The 17396-nt window shown below is 59.7% G+C and carries 14 protein-coding genes; 8 read left to right on the top strand and 6 right to left on the bottom strand.

Annotated elements, in window-relative coordinates; all coding sequences use genetic code 11:
• The first annotated feature begins 209 nt into the window (after positions 1–209).
• The 6 genes from AC127K_RS03420 (at position 210) to msrB (ending at position 8322) form a co-directional block, all read left to right on the top strand.
• Positions 210–3803 (top strand): ABC transporter ATP-binding protein/permease, encoded by a 3594-nt coding sequence (locus AC127K_RS03420; RefSeq protein WP_483721582.1) that lies wholly within the window; start codon positions 210–212, stop codon positions 3801–3803.
• A 144-nt stretch (positions 3804–3947) separates the two neighbouring features.
• Positions 3948–4565, top strand: coding sequence for a glycerol-3-phosphate acyltransferase (locus AC127K_RS03415; RefSeq protein ID WP_483721581.1), 618 nt, complete (start codon positions 3948–3950; stop codon positions 4563–4565).
• Positions 4553–5671, top strand: coding sequence for an MGDG synthase family glycosyltransferase (locus AC127K_RS03410; protein ID WP_483721580.1), 1119 nt, complete (start codon positions 4553–4555; stop codon positions 5669–5671). Before AC127K_RS03415 ends, AC127K_RS03410 begins: the two co-directional genes overlap by 13 nt.
• Positions 5672–6075: 404 nt before the next feature.
• On the top strand, positions 6076–6471 hold the full coding sequence (locus AC127K_RS03405) for a Fur family transcriptional regulator (protein ID WP_483721579.1): 396 nt from the start codon (positions 6076–6078) through the stop codon (positions 6469–6471).
• 26 nt (positions 6472–6497) lie between these two features.
• On the top strand, positions 6498–7064 hold the full coding sequence (locus AC127K_RS03400; protein ID WP_294542599.1) for a 6-carboxytetrahydropterin synthase: 567 nt from the start codon (positions 6498–6500) through the stop codon (positions 7062–7064).
• A gap of 268 nt (positions 7065–7332) precedes the next feature.
• A complete protein-coding gene (msrB, locus tag AC127K_RS03395) occupies positions 7333–8322 on the top strand; it encodes a peptide-methionine (R)-S-oxide reductase MsrB (protein ID WP_483722169.1) in 990 nt (329 codons plus the stop codon).
• A gap of 121 nt (positions 8323–8443) precedes the next feature.
• Here the strand turns inward: msrB and AC127K_RS03390 are convergent, their stop codons facing one another.
• The 5 genes from AC127K_RS03390 to AC127K_RS03370 all read right to left on the bottom strand — a co-directional run bounded on the left by AC127K_RS03390 (position 8444) and on the right by AC127K_RS03370 (position 14350).
• On the bottom strand, positions 8444–9376 hold the full coding sequence (locus tag AC127K_RS03390; RefSeq protein WP_483721578.1) for an ABC transporter ATP-binding protein: 933 nt from the start codon (positions 9374–9376) through the stop codon (positions 8444–8446).
• Between the two features lies 1 nt (position 9377).
• Positions 9378–10481 (bottom strand): ABC transporter ATP-binding protein, encoded by a 1104-nt coding sequence (locus AC127K_RS03385; protein ID WP_483721577.1) that lies wholly within the window; start codon positions 10479–10481, stop codon positions 9378–9380.
• Between the two features lie 13 nt (positions 10482–10494).
• The gene (locus AC127K_RS03380) at positions 10495–11595 is read right to left on the bottom strand and encodes an ABC transporter permease (protein WP_483721576.1); all 1101 of its coding nucleotides are present in this window, start codon (positions 11593–11595) and stop codon (positions 10495–10497) included.
• A gap of 1 nt (position 11596) precedes the next feature.
• Positions 11597–12532 (bottom strand): ABC transporter permease, encoded by a 936-nt coding sequence (locus AC127K_RS03375; protein WP_483721575.1) that lies wholly within the window; start codon positions 12530–12532, stop codon positions 11597–11599.
• Positions 12533–12658: 126 nt separating this feature from the next.
• Complete coding sequence (locus tag AC127K_RS03370) at positions 12659–14350, bottom strand: peptide ABC transporter substrate-binding protein (RefSeq protein ID WP_483721574.1); 1692 nt, start codon at positions 14348–14350, stop codon at positions 12659–12661.
• Between the two features lie 575 nt (positions 14351–14925).
• Here AC127K_RS03370 and AC127K_RS03365 point away from each other — a divergent pair.
• Positions 14926–15618, top strand: a complete 693-nt coding sequence (locus tag AC127K_RS03365) for a DUF6198 family protein (RefSeq protein WP_483721573.1) — start codon at positions 14926–14928, stop codon at positions 15616–15618.
• A 70-nt stretch (positions 15619–15688) separates the two neighbouring features.
• On the opposite strand, the gene AC127K_RS03360 is transcribed toward AC127K_RS03365, so the two are convergent.
• Complete coding sequence (locus AC127K_RS03360; protein ID WP_483721572.1) at positions 15689–16054, bottom strand: winged helix-turn-helix transcriptional regulator; 366 nt, start codon at positions 16052–16054, stop codon at positions 15689–15691.
• A 229-nt stretch (positions 16055–16283) separates the two neighbouring features.
• Here AC127K_RS03360 and AC127K_RS03355 point away from each other — a divergent pair, with 229 nt between their 5' ends.
• Complete coding sequence (locus AC127K_RS03355; protein WP_483721571.1) at positions 16284–17198, top strand: radical SAM mobile pair protein B; 915 nt, start codon at positions 16284–16286, stop codon at positions 17196–17198.
• Positions 17199–17396: the final 198 nt, after the last annotated feature.

The raw sequence follows: 17396 nt of genomic DNA, 5'->3' as shown, positions 1-17396 counted from the left end.
TCCGTCCGGTGCACTACCCCCTCTTCCGGTTGACAATGCGCTTTGCCGATGGTATTCTATCCATATTGTAATACGATTGATTACATCGACTTTCCGGGGATTTTGTCGTTACCGAACCTCTTTCCCATCGGTTCCCACGGGGCCGTACAGCCACCCCCCTGTGCTTGTCCGCATCCCCGGACCTTCCTTATTTATACGGAGACAAGCCCATGCTTCAGATCAAAGACATTTGCAAGGAATACAAGACCGGCAATTTCATTCAGAAAGCCCTGGACCATGTATCCCTCAACCTGCGTTCCAACGAGTTCGTGGCCATTCTGGGCCCCAGCGGTTCCGGCAAGACCACCCTGCTGAACATCATCGGCGGGCTGGACCGGTATGATTCCGGCGACCTCATCATCAACGGGATCTCCACCAAAAAGTACAAGGACCGGGACTGGGATTCCTACCGTAACCACACCATCGGGTTCGTGTTCCAGAGCTACAACCTGATCCCCCACCAGACGGTGCTGGCCAACGTGGAACTGGCCCTGACCATCTCCGGCGTGGGCAAGGCCGAACGCCGCCAGCGGGCCATCCAGGCCCTGCAGCAGGTGGGGCTGGGGGAGCAGCTGCACAAAAAGCCCAACCAGATGTCCGGCGGCCAGATGCAGCGGGTGGCCATCGCCCGGGCCCTGGTGAACAACCCGGACATCCTGCTGGCTGACGAACCCACCGGCGCCCTGGACAGCGCCACCAGCGTGCAGGTCATGGACCTGCTGAAAGAGGTGGCCAGGGACCGTCTGGTGGTCATGGTCTCCCACAACCCGGAACTGGCCAAACAGTACGCCACCCGCATTGTCAACCTGCGGGACGGCAAGATCCGCTCCGACTCCGACCCCTACCAGCCGGAGGAAGAACTGCCCGAAGCGGTGCACAAGAACATGGGCAAATCCTCCATGTCCTTGCTGACCGCCCTCTCCCTCAGCTTCAACAACCTGAAAACCAAAAAGGCCCGCACCATCCTGACCTCCTTTGCCGGGTCCATCGGCATCATCGGCATTGCCCTGATTCTGTCCCTGTCCACCGGCGTGAACCAGTACATCCAGGATGTGGAGCGGGAGACTTTGTCCGAGTACCCTCTGCAGATCCAGAGTGCGGGATTTGACCTTTCCTCCCTGCTGGCCGAACCCACCGGCAGCTCCCAGCACGGGGAAGGGGAGGTGGCCATCCTGGACATGGTCACCAACATGTTCTCCACCATGAACTCCAATGACCTGAAATCCCTCAAGGCCTGGCTGGACAGCGGTACCAGCGGCATCGAGCAGTACACCAGCGCGGTGGAATACTCCTACGACATCATGCCCCAGGTCTACCTGCAGCAGAAGGACGGGGTGCGCCAGGTCAACCCGGACAGCTCCTTCGCTGCCATGGGCCTGGGCTCCTCCATGAGTTCCAGCAGCATGATGTCATCCATGATGGGCACCGACGTCTTTTACGAGATGCCGGACGACGAGGACCTCTACCGCACCCAGTACCAGGTGATGGCGGGCCGCTGGCCGGAAAACTACAACGAATGCGTGCTGGTACTGACCTCCGGTGGCGGCATGAGCGACTTCATGCTCTACACCCTGGGGCTGCGGGATTCCCAGGAACTGGACAAGATGGTGGATCAGTTTGTCAATGAGGAGGACGTGACCACCCCCCAGGACATGGGCACCTATACCTACGACGATATCCTGGGCATCACCTTCAAGCTGGTCAGCAGCCCGGATTACTATGAGTACGACAGCGAGTACGGCGTCTGGCGGGACAAGCGGGACGATGACGCCTATATGCAGGATCTGATCAACAAGGGCGAGGACCTGACCATCGTGGGCATTGTCCAGCCCACCGAGGACGGCGGCATGCTCATGCAGTCGGGCATTGCCTACCTGCCCGCCCTGACCCGCCATGTGGCCGAGGAAGCCGCCCAAAGCAAGATCGTGCAGGACCAGCTGGCCGACCCCCACACCAACGTCTTCACCGGGGAACCCTTCGGGGAGGAAAAAGGGGAGAGCGGCTTTGAGATGGAGTCCCTGGTCAGCGTGGACGAGGACGCGCTGAAAAACCTCTTCTCCTTTGATGAGAGCGCCCTGACCGACGGCCTGTCCGGCTCCTTTGATATGGGCAGCATGGATATGAGCGGCATCGACATGGGATCGGTGGATCTGTCCGGCATGATCGACCCCAACAGCCTGCAGCTGGATATCCCGGAATTCCCCCAGATGAACATGGCCGACCTGATGAAGGGAGTCAAGTTCAACGTTTCTCAGGAATCCATCACCAACCTGGTCACCGGGCTGGTGGGCGGCTGGAACGACTATATGGCCGCCCACCCGGAAGCCGACTACACCGGCATGGGGGAGAGCTTCCTGGCTTTCCTGAAAACCGAGGAGGGGGGCAGGATCCTCAGCGAGAACCTGCAGGAGATCCTGGACGCCAACGGCATCACCGCCCCCACCCAGGAGCAGGTCAAAGCGTTGCTCAACGAGGTAATCACCGGATTCTTCACCTACTGTGAAGAAAACCACTCGGACATCTTCGATCAGACCCTGACGGAGGAGGAGCTGCAGGCCCTGCTGCAAACCTATCTGGCCGAGTATCTGGCCACCCCCCAGGCCCAGGCCATCATCACCCAGTGGCTGAACGACACCTTCCCCAATGCCGAGGACTGGACCATCACCCAGGAGCAGCTGACCAACCTGGCCAATGACCTGGCGGCGGGCTACCAGGCCTACACCGTGGCCCAGGGCCTGCCCGATCCTTCCAAGATGGGCGCCTACTTTGCCGACTACATGGGCACCGAGCAGGCCCAGACCCTGCTCACCGGCAGCATCGCCTCCATGGTGGATGCCTCCGGCCTGCAGGACCAGCTGGCCTCCACTATGACCGGATACATGCAGACCCTCATGGGGTCTGTGGCCCAGTCTCTGGGCAGTTCCATCCAGACGGCCATGGCCTCGGTGATGGAGCAGGTGATGCAGCAGATCGCCGACAACATCCAGACCGCCATGGAAGGCGTGGTGCAGAAGCTGGGCGAAAACCTGGCCGAGGCCTTCCAGTTCGACCCGGAGGATTTTGCTTCCGCCTTCTCCATGAATATGGATGCGGAAGACCTTTCGGAACTGCTGCAGTCCATGAGCTTCTCCCAGGGTGCCACCTATGAGAGCAACCTCAGCTCCCTGGACTATGTGGACTTTGCGGACCCCAGCACCATCAGCATCTACCCCCTGGATTTCGAGAGCAAGGAACATGTGACTGATCTGCTCACCGCCTACAATGACCGCATGACGGCGGAGGGCAAGGAAGACCAGGTCATCACCTACACCGACACGGTGGGCACCCTGATGTCCTCGGTGACCGACATCATCGATATCATCAGCTATGTGCTCATTGCCTTCGTGGCCATCTCCCTGGTGGTCTCTTCCATCATGATCGGCGTCATCACCTACATCAGCGTGCTGGAACGCAAGAAGGAGATCGGCATCCTGCGTGCCATCGGTGCTTCCAAGCAGAATGTATCCCAGGTGTTCAATGCCGAAACCTTCATCATCGGCCTGACGGCGGGACTCATCGGCATCGGGCTGACCCTGATTATCCTCATCCCCGGCAACGCCCTGATCCACCATCTGGCCAACTCCAACGATGTGAACGCCGTCCTGCCCATCGGCGGTGCGGTGGTACTCATTGCCCTGAGCGTGGTGCTGACCCTGCTGGGCGGTCTGATCCCCGCCAGCAAGGCGGCCAAGAGCGACCCCGTGGCGGCGCTGCGCACCGAGTGATCCCCCTGCAGAACCATGCCCAAAGTCCGGCGGACCCGTGCTTTGGCGGTTCTGCTTTTTGTATTCCCGGCATCCTGCGGGGCGCGGGACCAAGAAAAGAAGAATCCGGCTGCATCCCAGCCGATAACAGAGAAGTGACCTGCTATGAAACCTGATTTGCCTATGCTGCTGTTCCCGTTGCTGGGATACCTGTCAGGCAGCGTGCTCTATGCCCAGCTGTTTGTCAGATGGTTCACGGGCCGGGATCTGGCGGAGATCAGCGACGACCACAACCCCGGCACGGCCAATGCGTTCCGGTACGGGGGATTCTGGTGCGGCGTTCTCACCCTGGTCTGTGACCTGCTCAAAGGGTTTGTGCCCGTTCACCTGTTTGTGGAAGGCCCGGTGCATGAACCTTACACATACGCCCTGGTGATGGCCGCCCCGGTGATCGGACATGCCTTTTCGGCGTTCCACCGCTTTCACGGCGGCAAGGGCATCGCCGTCACCTTCGGATGTCTGCTGGGGCTTCTGCCGCTGTGGCAGCCCTTTGCCGTGCTGGCGGCATTTTTCCTTCTGTTTTCGGTGGTCCTTCGGATCACACCGAACTATTACCGCACGCTGGCCACCTATATCTGTTCTCTGGCCAGCATGCCCTTTGTGGTCAGGCCCCCGGCCATTGGCGTGGGGTTCTGGTTCATCTCCTTTGCGGTGCTGTGGCGGATGCTGACCAGCAAGGAGAAAAAAGAACAACCGGAGGTGAAGCCGCTGTGGAAGCGCTGATTCTGTCCTGCGGCACCGGCGGGGGACACAATTCCGCCGCCCGTGCCATTGCCGAAGAACTGCAACGCCGTGGCCACAAGGCCCGGGTGCTCAATCCCTATACCCTGTACAGCATCCGGCTGGCCCAGAAGATCGATGGCTCCTATATATCCATGGTGCAGAAGCAGCCCCGGCTGTTCGGGGCCATGTACCGGGCGGGCCAGCTGTACCGGAATCTGCCGGTCCGGTCTCCGGTGTATTATGTGAACCGGGGCATGGTCCCCATCATGGAAGGCTATCTGCGGGAACACCCCTGTGATGTGGTCATCCTGACCCACCTGTACCCGGCTGAGATCATGACCAATCTGAAGGACCGCGGGGTGTCCATCCCCGGGACCCTCTACGTCTCCACCGACTATGTCTGCATTCCCTTCACCGAGGAGACCGAATGCGATGCCTATGCCATTCCGGCCCGGGACCTGGCACCCGACTATATCCGGCGGGGGATGCCGGCGGAAAAACTGTACCCCCTGGGGATCCCCACCAGTCAGGCCTTTTCCCGGCCGGAAAGCCGGAAGGACGCCTGCGCCCGCCTGGGCCTGGACCCGGATAAAAGGTATATCCTGGTAGCGGGGGGCAGCATGGGCGGCGGTACCATCCGGGACGCCATCCGCGCCCTCATGGCGGGGATCGCCGACCATCCCGACACCGCCCTGCTGCTTGTATGCGGCAACAACCGCGCCCTGTATGAGGAACTGGCACCCCGTCAGAGCGCGCAGGTCGTGGTGGTGGGCCATACCGAGGATATGGCTGGCTATATGCGGGCCTCTGACCTTTTTGTCACCAAGCCCGGGGGCCTCTCGTCCACCGAGGCGGCGGTCTGCGGCATTCCCATGCTGCATACGGCGGGCATCCCCGGCTGCGAGACCTACAATGCGGACTATTTCTCCGCCCACGGCATGAGCGTGGTGTGCAGCGACGCCGGGGAGGTGGCTGCCCGGGCGGCGGCTCTGCTGGCCGACCCGGAGACCTGTGCCGGAATGGTACGCCGCCAGCATGAACTGCTGGACGGTGCCGCCGCGGCCCGCATCTGTGATCTGGCCCAAACCATGGCAGCCGGCAACTGAGACCCCGGCCCTTTTCCTTTCCGGCATTTCAAAGGCAGTGGAAGATTCCGCTGCCTTTTTCTGTGCCATGAGCCTAGAAAACCGCAATATATGTCGGTCCTTTCTCTCTGCTTGAGGAAAAAAACGCCCTTGCACAACTGCCTGACCGGGGAAACCGGGCTGCCGCACAGGCATATACTGGCCGGGAAATACCGGGAAGGGGAAGCAGGCCGGCAGCTTCCCCGGCCTTTGCAGGAGCGTGTCCTTGTTGAGAAAACGGCGGCTCGCTTTCAGGAAAATATATGATGAAGTTTCGCTGAAACGAAAGAAACGGACGCTTCTTGCCCAGTTGCCCGCTTTGCTTGACAAACAGGGCCGGCCTCTGTATATTGGAATTAGAATAATTCTAAATTTGGTGATACAGTATGAGATATGCCGATACGATCCTGGAGATCATCTCCTCTTCCCAAAGCCATATGACGGCGGAACAGATCTTTTTTGCCCTGAAGCAGCAGTGCCCTTCGGTGGTGCTGGCCACGGTGTACAACAACCTGAACACCCTCTACGCCCAGGAAAAGATCCGCAAGATCAGCGTGGCCGGCTACCCGGACCGGTACGACAAGAACACCCGGCACGACCATCTGGTCTGCCGCCGGTGCGGGGCTTTGCTGGACATCCATCTGTCCGATCTCACCCGGGAACTGGAACGTCAGACCGGCTTTGCCATTGAAGGGTATGACCTCAAGATCCGGTGCCTGTGTCCCCAATGCCGCGCCAAAGAAAAGGCGGCCCACCAAGCATGCAAGTCCCAGGACTTGTAAATATAGATAAACGGGAGGTTTTTACCATGAGAAGCATCACGAAATTGGACCTGCAATACGCCCACCGGTTCTACGGTTTCAAGGGCGAAGCCCAGTATCTCCACGGCCACACCGGCGTTCTGACCATCGAGGTGGAGGACACCGTCGAGCCGGGGGTCAACATGGTGTTCCCCTGCAATGAGATCCAGAAAACCGCCTGGTCTGTTCTGAAAAACTTTGACCACGCCCTCATCCTGCGCCAGGACGACCCGCTGCTGCCTGCCATCCTCAAGGTGTACGAGGAGCAGGGCATCCGCGACGGCGCACCCCAGAACCAGATGAAGGGCCCCGCCTTCCAGACCGAGCTGGCCACCGCCTACCCGGAATGCCGTCTGGTGGTCACCAAGGAGACCCTGACGGTGGAAGGCATGATCAAGATCGTCTACGACCTGCTCAAGGACAAGCTGAACATTGCCAAGATCACCTTCACCAGCGGTGTGAACGCTGCCTCCGCGGAGTTCGAGACCCACAACCAGATCGACCGCTGCCCGCTGTGCGGCATCGCCCTGAATGAAAACGGCGTCTGCCCCAAGTGCGGCTACAAAAAGAACTGACCCTCTCCCGGTGATCGCCGCCCTGCGCACCTCCGGTGATTGCCCTTCAGACCAAGTCATGCGCCGGGTCCTGGCTTATGCGCCTGGGTCCGGCGTATGACTTTTTTCGCTGAATAAAGCGGAACAGGAGGTGACCATCCTGATAAAACGAACATTGTCCCTGTTGCTGGCCGGTACCCTGCTGCTGAGCGGATGCGCCGCAAACTGCGACACCCTGCCTCCGGCGGACCGGACCGAAGCAACCAAGGAAACAGGGCAGCCAGCGGGCATGCCCCAGGAGGAGATGACAACCATGGATACTACCGAACATGTGATTTATCTGGCCGGCGGCTGCTTTTGGGGGATAGAATACCTGATGCAGTCTATCCCCGGTGTGCTGGATGCCACCAGCGGCTACGCCAACGGCACCGGGGAAGCGGATGCCGACTACCGCACCGTCTGCACCGGGACCACCGGCTTCCGGGAAACAGTGCGGGTGACCTATGACCCGGACCAGGTCAGCCTGGACGCCCTGCTGCTGGCCTACTTCTACGTCATCGACCCCACGGTGGAAAACCGGCAGGGGAATGACCGGGGCACCCAGTACCAGACCGGAGTCTATTACACCGACGAAGCCGCCCGGGAGACGGTGGAACGGATTGCCGCCATCGAGCGGGGCCGCAGCGAGAAGTTCATGGTGGAGATCGGTCCGCTGGTCAGCTTCTATCCGGCGGAGGAATACCACCAGGATTACCTGGAAAAGAACCCCGGCGGCTACTGCCACATCCCCCGGGACGAGATCGCCCTCTTCTCCCAGCTGCGCATCGACCCCGGCGACTACCGCAAACCGGCGGCGGAAACCATCCGGGACAAGCTCACCGCCGAGCAGTACCGGGTCACCCAGCAAAGCGGCACTGAAAGCCCCTTCCTCAACGAATTCTGGGACAAGTTTGAAAAGGGCATCTATGTGGATGTGGTCACCGGGGAACCCCTGTTCTCTTCCGCCGACAAGTTCGAGAGCGGCTGCGGTTGGCCCGCCTTCACCAAGCCCATCGAGGCCCCGGCGGTGGTGGAACTGCCGGACAACAGCCACGGCATGCACCGTACCGAGGTCCGCAGCCGTGCCGGGGACTCCCACCTGGGCCATGTGTTCACCGACGACCCGGAATCCCCCAACGGGGTGCGCTACTGCATCAACAGTGCCTCCCTGCGGTTTGTTCCCTACGCAAAAATGGAAGAGGAAGGCTATGGCTATCTGCTGCCTTTGTTGGAGAAGTAAACTGCGTTTCCCAAATCCTTCCTGAGAGATAGAAAAGGCGCTCCGACCGTCAGGCCGGGGCGCCTTTTCTGAGGATAGTAAAACCCGAAAAATGGGAGAATGGTGTGGGAAACGCGCTGCCTCAGCGGCACCAGCGGGCAAATTCCTCATCGGTGCACTTGACATAATGGGTACCGGACACCAGATGGTCGGTGCCCTTGGTGTAGTCAATGCCGGAGGTGGCGTAGTCGTAGGTTTCCGCGGTGCGGCGCTTTTCCACCACCGGGTTGGGCAGGGGAATGGCCGAAAGCAGGCTGCGGGTATACGGGTGGATGGGATTTTCAAAAATCTCCTCGGTGGTGCCGGTCTCCAGCAGATGCCCCAGATGCAGCACACCGATGCGGTCGCTGATGTACTTGACCATGGACAGGTCATGGGCGATGAAGAGGTACGCCGTGCCGGTCTCGGCCTGGATATCCTTCATCAGGTTGACCACCTGGGCCTGGATGGAAACGTCCAGGGCGGAGATGCACTCATCCGCAATGATCAGCTTGGGGTCCATGATCAGGGCCCGGGCAATGCCCACCCGCTGGCGCTGGCCGCCGGAGAACTGGTGGGGATAGCGCTCGGCGTGTTCCGGGGCCAGCCCCACCTTGGCCAGGATCTTCTCCACCTTCTCCCGGCGTTCCTCCCGGGAGCGGTACATGTGGTGGATGTCCAGCCCTTCGGCAATGATGTCCTCCACCTTTTTGCGGGGGTTCAGGCTGGCCATGGGATCCTGGAAGATCATCTGCATCTGGGTGCGCAGACGGCTGTTGGCCGCCTTGTCCAGACGGCCGCTGATGTCGTGGCCGTCAAAGGTGATCTGTCCGGCGGTGGGGTCATACAGCCGGATGACGCTGCGGCCGATGGTGGACTTGCCGGAGCCGGATTCCCCCACCAGACCGTAGGTCTCGCCGGGGCGGATGGCAAAGCTCACATCGTCCACGGCCTTGACCGTAAAGCTGCGGTTGACGCGGAAATACTGCTTGAGGCCCTTGACTTCCAGCAGGGGCGCCTGTTCCTTGTTGACCATCTTACAGCACCTCCTTGGCCGCAACCTTGCGGGCTTCTTCTTTCATCCGCTCCACCCGGGCGCGCAGCTCGGGGGGCATATCCACCTTGGGGGCCCGGGGATCCAGCAGCCAGGTGGCGGCATAGTGGGTATCGGTGATCTTGAACATGGGCGGGTCAAGTTCCTCGTCAATGTTCAGGGCAAACCGGTTGCGGGCCGCAAAGGTGTCGCCCGGTTTTTCATGCAGCAGGTTGGGCGGGGAACCGGGGATGGTGTACAGCCGCTCGTCCGCCGTGTCCAGGTCGGGCATGGCCGAAAGCAGACCCCAGGTGTAGGGGTGCCGGGGATCGTAGAAGATTTCGTCGATGGTGCCGGTCTCCACGATCTTGCCCGCGTACATCACGTCCACATAGTCGGCCACCTTGGCCACCACGCCCAGGTCGTGGGTGATGTAGATGACCGAGATGCCCCGCTCCTTCTGGATGCGGCGGATCAGTTCCAGGATCTTGGCCTGGATGGTCACATCCAGGGCGGTGGTGGGTTCGTCGCAGATCAGCAGGTCGGGGTCGCAGGCCAGGGCGATGGCAATGACCACCCGTTGGCGCATGCCGCCGGACAGCTGGTGGGGATAGTTCTTCATCCGCTTTTCGGCGTCGGTGATGCCCACTTCCTCCAGCAGGGTAATGGCCCGCTGCCAGGCTTCCTTCTTGTTCATCTTGAAATGCCAGAGCATCCCTTCCATAATCTGCTTGCCGATGGGCATGGTGGGGTCCAGGCTGGTCATGGGGTCCTGGAACACCATGGCAATCCGCTTGCCGTTGATGTGGCGGCGGATCCACTTCTTGTCCTTTTTCAGGATGTCCACCGTCTCGGGGGAGCCGTCGGCATGGTGGTAGGAAAATTCGATGGAGCCGGCGTTGATGGTGGCGTTGTGGGCCAGAATGCCCATGGCCGCCTTCATGGTCACCGACTTGCCGGAGCCGGATTCGCCCACCAGGGCCACGGTCTCCCCGCGGTACAGGTCGATGTTCACGCCCCGGATGGCGTGGACCGGACCGGCGGTGGTCTTGAAGGTGATGTCCAGGTCGCGCACTGCCAGCACCCGTTCTTTTTGTTGTTCTGCCATTGTGCGTGCCTCCTTACATGCTCTTCATCTTGGGGTCCAGGGCTTCCCGCAGGCCGTCCGCCACCAGGTTGAAGCTGAGCATCAGCAGCACCATCACCGCAATGGGCGGGATGATCTGGTAGGGATGGGTGGTGAAGCTGTTGTACAGCTCGTTGATCAGCGAACCCAGGGAGCACTGGGGCACCGGGATGCCCAGGCCCACAAAGCTCAGGAAAGCCTCGGTGAAGATGGCGGTGGGGATGCTGAACATGACCTGGGTGATGATGGGTCCGATGATGTTGGGCAGCACTTCCCGGAAGATGATGAAGAAGCTGCCGGCACCCAGGGTGCGGGAGGCCAGCACGAACTCCTGCGCCTTGAGCTTGAGCATCTCGGCGCGGGCGATGCGGCTCATGCCCACCCATTCGGTGAGCATCAGGGCAAAGACGATGGTCAGGATACCGGGCTGCAGCACCAACAGCAGCAGGGTGCAGATGACCAGACGGGGAATGCCGTTGGCGATCTCCAGAAACCGCTGCATGAGCATGTCCACCTTGCCCCCGAAATAGCCGGAGATCAACCCGTAGGACATGCCGATGACCATGTCGATGACCGCGGCGGCCACAGCGATGATCAGGCTGACCCGGGCACCTTCCCAGGTGCGGGTCCAGATGTCACGGCCGAAGTTGTCGGAGCCGAACCAGTAGTACACATCGTCCAGGCCTTTTTCCTCATACTGGTTGGTGACCCTGGTGCCGGTGGTGGTGGCGATGGTCTCGCTGCCGTCGAAGATGCCCAGATCCTCGATGACGGGGATGCGGGGCGCCAGGTTTTTCTGGCTCAGTTCCTGGCCGGAGTAGGTGTATTCGTTCATGCCGGGGCCCAGAATGGCCATCAGGGTGATGACCACGATCATGATGAGCCCGAATACCGCGCTCTTCTTGCGGAAAAAGCGGATGCGCACGTCCTTCCAGAAGCTCTGGGAGGCAAAGTTGGTGTCGATCTGAATGTCGTCGGCGTTGCCTTTCAGCTGGAAGTCCTTCCCGGTGAAGGTGTGTTCCGGGAAGGCGGTGTTCACGGCGGCGACGTCGTTGGGCGTGTCGATTTTCACACGGGCGGCGGCTGCTTGTGCCATATCAGTTCCCCTCCTTCGAAAGACGGATCCGCGGATCGATGACACCGTACAGGATGTCCACGACCAGCATGATGCCGATGTACATGGCGCTGTAGATGAAGCTCAGGCTGATGACCACATTGTAGTCATTGGACTGGATGGCGTTGACCAGCAGGCTGCCCACGCCGGGAATGGCAAAGATCTTTTCCACCACCAGGGAACCGGTCATCAGGTCCACGATGAGGGGAGCCAGCACGGTGATGATGGGGATCAGGGCGTTGCGCAGGGCATGGCGGAAGATCAACGCCGGACCGGAAATGCCCTTGCTTTCGGCCAGCAGCATGTAGTCGCTGTCCAGCACTTCCAGCATCTCGCTGCGGGTGAACCGGGCGATGGAGGCCATGGTGAACATGGAAAGGGAGATACTGGGCAGCACGCTGGACTCGGTGATATCGTTCACCGTGAACAGCATGGGAAACCACTGCAGCCGGAACCCGAAGGTGTAGGAAAGGCCCAGGGCAAAGACGTAGGACGGCACCGAAACACCGATGACCGAGATGATGGTGGCCAGGGTATCCCAGATGGTATCCCGCTTGAGGGCGGCGATGATGCCCAGGACCAGGCCCACCACAGCGCCCAGCAGCACGGCCATGCCGCCGATCTGGATGGAGATGGGCAGCCGGGTCTGGATCAGCTGGCTGATGGGGGTGTTTTTGGAGATGTTGTAGCTCACACCCAGATCGCCCCGCAGCATACCGCCCACGTATTTGAAGAACTGCACAATGACCGGCTGGTCCAGGCCGTACTTGGCGTACAGGGCCGCGCGCATGTCGTCGGTGAGTTTTTCGTCGTTGAAGGGCGAACCGGGCATCAGCTTCATCAGGATGAAGAGCACCAGCAGGATTGCCAGCAGGGTAAACAGCGAAGTCAGGATGCGCTTGAGGATGTATTTCTTCACGGCGGGAGATTCCTCCTTCTGCAAACGGGGGAGAGGGGCGCTGCGCACAACAGCACGGGATTCCCCTGTCAATCAAAAAAGCCGCGCAGCGTGCGGCAAGGCCACTGCGCGGTCAGTTTGCGGTTATCAGCCGGCTTTCACGGCGTTCTTGTACACGCGGTTGAGGGCCACGGGGTGGAACTCGATACCGGTGACGTTGGGGCTGATCATCTCAGCGTTGCACTGGGTGTACAGCGGGAAGATGACGGCCTCGTCCAGAACAATCTTTTCGGCGTCGTACATGGCGCTCCAGCGGCCTTCCGGATCGGTGCACAGATCACCGGTGGTGCAGGATTCGATGATGGCATCGTAGTCGGCGTTGGACCACAGACCGTAGTTGTTGGAGTTGCCGGTGGTCCACATGCTCAGGTAGGTCATGGGATCGGCGTAGTCGGGGCCCCAGCGGGTCAGGCCCAGCTCAAAGTTGCCGTTCTGCATGTCTTCCACGCGTTGCTTCTTGGGTTCGATGACCAGGTTGATGGTCATACCGGGCAGGGTGGTCTCCAGCTGTTCCTTCACGACCTGGGCGACCTTCTGCGGCGCGTCGTCGGAGTCAACGACCATGTCAAACTCAAAGGTATCCACACCCAGTTCCTGCTTGGCGGTCTCGTAGTAGCTCAGGGCCTTGTCGGGGTCATAGGTGCAAACGTCGGAATACTTGGTCTGGTCGGCGCTGAAGTCGCTGCCGTCCGGACCGGTGGCAAACTGCGGGGGCACGGCGGTGAAGGTGGCGGCGCTGCCGTCCTTCAGGACGTCGCTGCAGATGGATTCACGATCCAGGGCGAAGGTCATGGCCAGACGCAGGTTTTCGTTGGCCAGTTCGGGCACACTGCCCATGTTGGGGCTGATGTACCACAGGTAACCGGCGCCGCGGCTGTCAAAAGCGGGGTCATCCTTCACCTGGTCCACCTGTTCGCCGTTGACCAGGGTGATGTCCAGCGCGCCGGTCTGGTAGCTCATCAGGGCCTGCTGGCTGTCCTGGATGACCTGGTAGTTCAGGCCGGACAGCTGCACCTTGTCGGCGTCATAGTAGCTGTCGTTCTTTTCCAGGGTGAAAGCGGTGGCGGCGGGTTCATAGCTGGTCAGGGTGAAGGCGCCGTTGGACAGGACGGTCTCGGGGCTGGTGGCGAAGGTGTCGGCGCAGCTCTCATAGAATTCCTGGTTCACAGGATAGAAGGTGGGGAAGTACATCAGGCTCAGGAAGTAGCTGACGGGCACGTTCAGCTGGACCTGCAGGGTCTTGTCGTCCACGGCGGTGACGCCCAGTTCGGAAACGTCCTTGGTGCCGGCGATGATGTCGGCGGCGTTGACCACCTGGCCGATGTCGCTGAGCATGTAGGAATATTCGGAAGCGGTGGCCGGGTCAACGGCGCGCTGCCAGCCGAAGACGAAGTCGTTGGCAGTGACGGGGTCGCCGTTGGACCAGTTGGCATCTTCCCGGATGTGGAAGGTGTAGGTCTTGCCGTCCTCGCTGACCTCGTAGCTTTCAGCGCAGGCGGGCACGGCGGCACCGGCGGCGTCCATCTGCATCAGACCGTCGGTGAAGTCGGCGATGACCTCAAAGGAGGTGCCGTCGGTGGCCACCTGGGGGTCCAGAGACTGCACAGGGGTCTCCAGCATGACGTTCAGCGCCGAGGACGAAGCCCCGGTGGAATCGGCGGAAGCGGCTTCGCCGGTGGCGGCCGCAGTGGAACTGCCGCCCGAAGCGCCGCAGCCGGTGGAGGTCACTGCCATAGCGGCGGCCATGGCAAAAGCCAGCACGGATTTTGCGTTTTTCATCTGTCTTACCATTCCTCTCACATTCCCACCCGGCCGTGCATCAGGCACGGCATCCATGAGAATATAAAATAAAAAAGCACAAAGACGTACAGGAGCTATCCCGTACGTCTTTGTACTTCGGGTGTCATTATAGTCCTCCCGCAGGCAAAAGAAAAGCCCTTTTCCTCCATTTTGTGCCTCCGGGGCTCTTTTTCTGTGGATTGTACAAACCGAGGGAAAAATATACGCCTCGGATTCGCCAATATTACAACAAAATTTGACAAAGTGTATTTTATACAAAGACAGCCTGAGGCTTGCTTGCTGGATTGTCTGTCTGACTGTATTTGCTGCAAATACAGATTCCGGCCGGATTGCCGGTGTCCCTAAAAACAGTACTGTATTTTTATGCTTAAAACAGAAGAAAACATACACCGGGTTTCTCCCCCGGAGATGCGCTTTGAGCAGATGTGACAAGGAAAGGGGCACAACGGGGCAAAAGATTCTGCATTGACTTCTTATGGAAAAGGGACAACAATAAAAAACGGTTCATTCTGCAAAGGAATGGGAATAACAAACAAATTTTGGGGGCTTGTTTTGTGGATAGTAACAGTAGCGCAAAGCATCTGCCGCTGTTCCGCGGCGAGATCGCACTGGTCATTGCGGTCATCATCAATTCCTTCGGCGTCGTCCTGATGCTGTACTCCGGGGCAGGTATCTCGGCCATTTCCAGTGTGCCGTACGCTTTTTCGGAGGTACTCCCTTTCCTGACCCTAGGCACCTGGACCTATCTGTTCCAGGCGGCGCTGGTGTTCAGCCTGATGGTGCTGCGCCGCCGGTTCGTGGTGTCCTACCTGTTCAGCTTTGTGGTGGGATTTTTCTTCGGTGAACTGCTGGACGTGCATGAGATGTGGATCGATGTCCTGCCCAAGAATCTGCCCTGCCAGGTGCTCTACTTTGTGGTGAGCTACCTGCTTATCTGCGTGGGCATCGCCCTTTCCAACCGCTGCGGCCTGCCCATCATCCCCACCGACCTTTTCCCCCGGGAACTGTCTCAGATCACCGGCATCGGTTATCCCAAAATCAAGATCTCCTTTGACGCCATCTGTCTGGTGGTCACGGCGGGCATGACCTTCTTCTTCCTGGGCCATGTGATGGGCCTGGGCATCGGCACCGTGCTGGCTGCTCTGACCATGGGCAAGACCATCGGCATCATCGGTACCTGGATGGACGACCATTTCACATTTGCCACCGGCCTGCACCTGCACAAGGCCGGTCAGGCGGCGCACTGAGCAGGACAGATAGAAAAAGGACGGCATGACAGTTCATGCCGTCCTTTTTTGTTGCGGATAGGTTCTGCATTCAGGGGATATAGGTCAGGCCCCACTGGGCAATGGCGTAAAATACCGGCAGAAGGTCCTGCCCTTTTTCGGTCAGGGAATATTCTACCCGGGGCGGTATCTCGCTGAACTGTTCCCGGCGCACCAGCCCGTCGCTCTCCAGCTCCTTCAGAGCGCTGGTAAGCATGGTGTTGGTGATGGGCGTGAGCAGTTTTTTCAGCTGTCCGAACCGCAGAGGAGACTGGATGCACAGCTCGTAGATGATCTGCAGTTTCCATTTTCCCTGCAGCATCTGGACAACCGGTGTCACCGGACAGTTGCCCTGTTCGGTCAGGATGCCCCTACCCACCTTTTCCCTGAATTCTTCGTAGGTCATGGAAGGTTTCATGATCGTGCTGCCTTTCCGGTCAGTTTTTCCGTACCAGGTCAAAAAAATCTGCGTACTTGAACCTGTATCTGTTCTTAGTATAATAATTGTATCGGGGCAAAGACCTTCTGTCAACGAGGAAAAAGGAAGGGATGCCGTGGCAGTCTGCTCCGGCGTTGCGGAGGAGTACAGGCAACGATGATGCAACAGCTGTCCCGGCGTTCTGCCGGGGGCAGGAGGAACAGAAAAGATGGCAGAAATCATGCAGCAGAACATCCTCATCCGGGATGTGCAGACCAAAAACATCATGACGCGATCCAGTCTGCCGGTGGGCGGGTATTCAGTCAATCCTTATGTGGGATGCACCCACGGCTGTCGGTATTGCTATGCGTCTTTCATGAAGCGGTTTACCGGCCACACCGAACCCTGGGGAACTTTTCTGGATGTAAAGCACTGGCCTGCCATCCGCGATCCCCAAAAATACCGGGGCCAGCGGGTGGTCATCGGCTCGGTCACCGACGGCTACCTGCCCCAGGAGGAGATCTTCCGCAACACCCGTAAACTGCTGGAACAATTGCAGGACAGCGGCGCCGAAATACTGATCTGCACCAAATCCGATCTGGTGGTGCGGGACCTGGATCTGCTGCGGCAGATGGGCAAGGTCACGGTCTCCTGGTCCATCAACACGCTGGACGAAGAGTTCCGGGCGGACATGGACCACGCAGTCAGCATCCGCCGGCGTCTGGATGCCATGAAGCAGGTCTATGATGCAGGCATCCGCACCGTCTGTTTTATCTCTCCGGTCTTTCCGGGCATCACCGACTTCAAGTCTATCTTCGCCCGGGTAAAGAACCAGTGCGACCTGGTCTGGCTGGAAAACCTCAACCTGCGGGGCGGATTCAAGCAGGAAATCCTGGACTACATCCGGGAACGCTACCCGCACCTGGTTCCGCTGTACGATGACATCTACCGCCGGCGGGAGCGCAGCTTTTTCCGTGCGCTGGAAGAGGAAGCCCGCCTTCTGGCCCGGGACAACGACTGTCCCTTTGTGGACAACGAACTGCCCTACGGACGGGCCGTTCCGGGTCATCCTGTGATCGTGGATTATTTTTACCATGAAGAGATCCGCGGTTCCCAAAACACCGGCCGGCGGGCCGGACGCTGATGGAATCTGACTGCTTGTTGTGTTTTGCCGGTCATGGGTATATCATAGGAAGCATAAAGGAAGGCTTTTCTGCGAGGATCCATCCCTTGGCTCCGGGCGCCCTGCGTATGCCGGGAACATGCTGTACAGGCAAGGCGGTTCATCGGACAAGGTCATCGATGCCCCACCCCGGGCAGGATTCACTTGCATGTTGAGACA

It is taken from the genome of Subdoligranulum sp. DSM 23681 (assembly GCF_057005535.1).
Note: the sequence above shows the minus strand (reverse complement) of the source record. Positions and strands in the feature narration are given on the sequence as shown.